Here is a 2,943-nt window from a genome sequence, read left to right as displayed (position 1 = left end):
TGAACTTGGGAACCCAGCGCGTACCCGCGCCGTCGAAGACGATGGCAACCTCGTCCCCCGCCTCCTTGAATTCTCTGGCGGTCTCGAGCGCGTTCACCGCGCGCCCCAGGTCCCCATGTGTTTCCGTGTCCGCCAAAACTACGACGGCAATCTTGAGCATCAGGTACCTCCTTAGATCCCTTTTTACTCCGCCGACACAAGGCTATCGGTAAAAGGATTGACGGACGCGGTGCGCGTAGCCTGCTCTGCTCTCACAGCGCGGGTTGTTGGCGCGGTAGCCGCATCAGCCCGTATCAGTTAGCGGTGTCGCTGTAAACCTTGCGGGGTGCCCAAGGGTGCTTTAGGCTGGTGATGAGAACATCGGAAGCCGAGGTCGTGATCATGAAACCCTGGTTCATCAGAGATACGGATTTCACCCGAGTGGTCAGCGAAGAGGACAGGGCAACCTTCATGCGCGTCTGTCCGGACAGGCGCTACCAAAAGGGCGACACGATTTTCCGTATGGGCGATCCGGCGACCGACATGCACGTCATCGCTGAAGGGCAGGTGAAACTGGTCAGCCCCACCGCGAGCGGCCAGGAGCGCATCCTGGCCATCTGCGGCCCTTTCAACTTCATCGGTGAGGCGTTCTTGCTGGAAGAAAGCCATTACCGCGTTGACGCCGTTGCCCTTACCGACGTGACCACCTGCCCCATGAGCCGCGAGCAGTTTCTGCAACTTTCGGTAACAGCCCCGACCTTCGCCCTGAGCTTCGCCGAGATCCTCGCCAGCCATCTCTTCCACTGCCGTCAGCAACTCAGCGACGGCTACGACCCTATCAAGTTCCGTGTGGTCAAGGTGCTTATCGAGCAGGCACACCGCTTTGGCGAACAGGTCGGCGATACAGACTGGTGTGAACTCCGCACCGAGCTCAAGCACGAGGAGATCGCCTCGATCATCTCAGGCACCCGCGTTGCCGTGACCATGGCCTTTTCGGAGTTGCGCGAGGAGGGGCTAGTCGAAGGGAGCCGTGGCTCTTACCGGCTTTACATGCCCGGCCTCGTGGCCCTGGCCGAACATTAGGGCTTTCTGAGCGCCCGGCGTACAGCGCTTGACTGCAAATTAATCTCAGGCTCGCTATCCTCCAGTCATAAGGAGGCATGATGCGACAGAGCTATTTGCTGACAACGCTGGGATTGCTTGCTCTCGCGAGCCTGGCTGCCGCCCAACTCGGCCTTAGCGCACTGGGCACCATCGGCGTCGATGCCGAGCAGGCCACCATCCCCGTCGAAGAGATCTTGAGCGGAGGTCCCCCACCTCAGGGCATCCCGGCCCTGGGCTTCACGGGAGATCATGCCGGTGCGGCCACGGCCAACAGGCCGCCCTCCTTCGTCACGCAGGAGGAGGCGGCAGGCTGGCTGGCGGACGAGGAACCCGTCATCGCCATGACCGTAAACGGAGAAAGTCGCGCCTACCCGCTGCAGATCCTCACCTGGCACGAGATCGCCAACGACACCTTGGGAGGCGTTCCTGTCGCCGTGACCTTCTGCCCGCTCTGCAACAGCGCGCTCGCCTTTGACCGGCGCATTCCCCTCGGTGAGGAGGAGCAGCGGCGGCTGCTCGAGCGCAATCCTCAGGCAACGTTCAGCGACCTGGACGAGGCGTTTCTCGCGGCCTACCGCCGGCAAGGGGAGGAAGCCCAGCCGGTCGCCGGGCTCGAGGTCAGCTTCGGCGTCTCCGGGATGCTCTACCTCTCCAACCTGCTCATGTTCGATACCGAGAGCAGCACGCTGTGGTCACAGCTCATCGGTGAGGGCGTGGTCGGCACCTTAGCGGGCACGGACCTCCTGCGTTACCCCGCGCAGATCGTGAGCTTCGAGGAGTTCCGCGAGGCCTTCCCGGACGCGCTGGTGCTCTCGCAAGACACCGGCTACAGCCGCGCCTACGGCACCAACCCCTACGTGGGCTACGACCGGGCGGACTCTCCCGCCTTTCTCTTCTCGGGGCCGACCGATGGGAGATTGCCTCCCAAGGAGCGGGTCATCACCTTCGAACTCGGCGGTGAATCCGTCGCCTACCCCTTCAGCGAGCTCTCCGAGGCAAGGGTCGTGGAGGACATGGTCGGCGGCGAGCCCGTGGTGCTCTTCTGGCAGCCCGGCACCCGCAGCGCCTTGGACGCGAGCGCCATCGCCAGAGGCGAGGACGTCGGCGCGGTAGGCGCGTTCAGCCGGAGGCTGAACGACCGGGAACTCAGCTTTCGTTGGGACGGCGAGGGTTTCGTCGACAGCGAAACCGGCTCGAGCTGGAACCTGCTCGGCCAGGCGGCCGCGGGTGAGCTCGAGGGAGAGGCGCTCACGCCCATCGTCCACGACAACACGCTGTGGTTCGCCTGGGCGGCCTTTAAACCAGAAACGCGCATCTATCTGGGGAGCGCCGAGTGAGTCTCTTGCGCGCGCCCCTCCTCACCCTGCTCTTTGGCCTGGCCTTTGCCTCCGCCCAGAGCGTGGGCAGCCAGGCGCCCGATTTTCTGCTGGTCGACGCGGGCGGCGAGCCTGTGCGCCTGAGCGACTTCTCCGGGACGCCCGTCCTGCTCAACTTCTGGGCGACCTGGTGCCCGCCCTGCCGCGAGGAACTGCCGCTCTTCCAGCGCGTCGCCGACGAGCTTGACGAGGGGGAGCTTCGGGTGCTGCTGGTCAACAACAGCGAGGGACGCGAGAGGGCGGTGGAGTTCCTGGAGGCCAGCGACCTTCGGCTGATGACGGGGCTCGACGCGACGAGCGAGCAGCAGGCGCAACTGGCAAGCCAGGGTCTCACCCCCGACAGTACCCTCGAGGTCATGCGCCGCTACCGCGCCCGCGGCATGCCGACCACCGTCTTTATCGGCGCGGACGGCATCATCCAGGGCGTGTGGGTGGGGCTCATCACGCCCGCCCAGACCGCCGAAAGGCTCGCCGACCTTGGCGT

Annotated in this window: 3 protein-coding genes; all 3 read left to right on the top strand. The window is 64.6% G+C overall.

Annotated features, from left to right (window positions below; translation table 11 throughout):
• The first annotated feature begins 351 nt into the window (after nucleotides 1–351).
• On the top strand, nucleotides 352–1,062 hold the full coding sequence (locus tag M3498_14365) for a Crp/Fnr family transcriptional regulator (GenBank protein MDQ3460462.1): 711 nt from the start codon (nucleotides 352–354) through the stop codon (nucleotides 1,060–1,062).
• Between the two features lie 77 nt (nucleotides 1,063–1,139).
• On the top strand, nucleotides 1,140–2,420 hold the full coding sequence (locus tag M3498_14360) for a DUF3179 domain-containing protein (protein ID MDQ3460461.1): 1,281 nt from the start codon (nucleotides 1,140–1,142) through the stop codon (nucleotides 2,418–2,420).
• The coding region (locus tag M3498_14355; protein ID MDQ3460460.1) for a TlpA family protein disulfide reductase at nucleotides 2,417–2,943 on the top strand (527 nt) is incomplete at its 3' end. The genes M3498_14360 and M3498_14355, both read left to right, overlap by 4 nt.

Source organism: Deinococcota bacterium (assembly GCA_030858465.1).
Classification (GTDB): Bacteria; Deinococcota; Deinococci; order Deinococcales; family Trueperaceae; genus JALZLY01.
This window is presented reverse-complemented; position numbering and strand designations above follow the sequence as displayed.

What these genes read in the sequence shown, in the direction of transcription:
- M3498_14360 (MDQ3460461.1), top strand. Translation starts at nt 1,140, where the DNA reads ATGATGCGACAGAGCTATTTGCTGACAACGCTGGGATTGCTTGCTCTC.
- M3498_14365 (MDQ3460462.1), top strand. Translation starts at nt 352, where the DNA reads ATGAGAACATCGGAAGCCGAGGTCGTGATCATGAAACCCTGGTTCATC.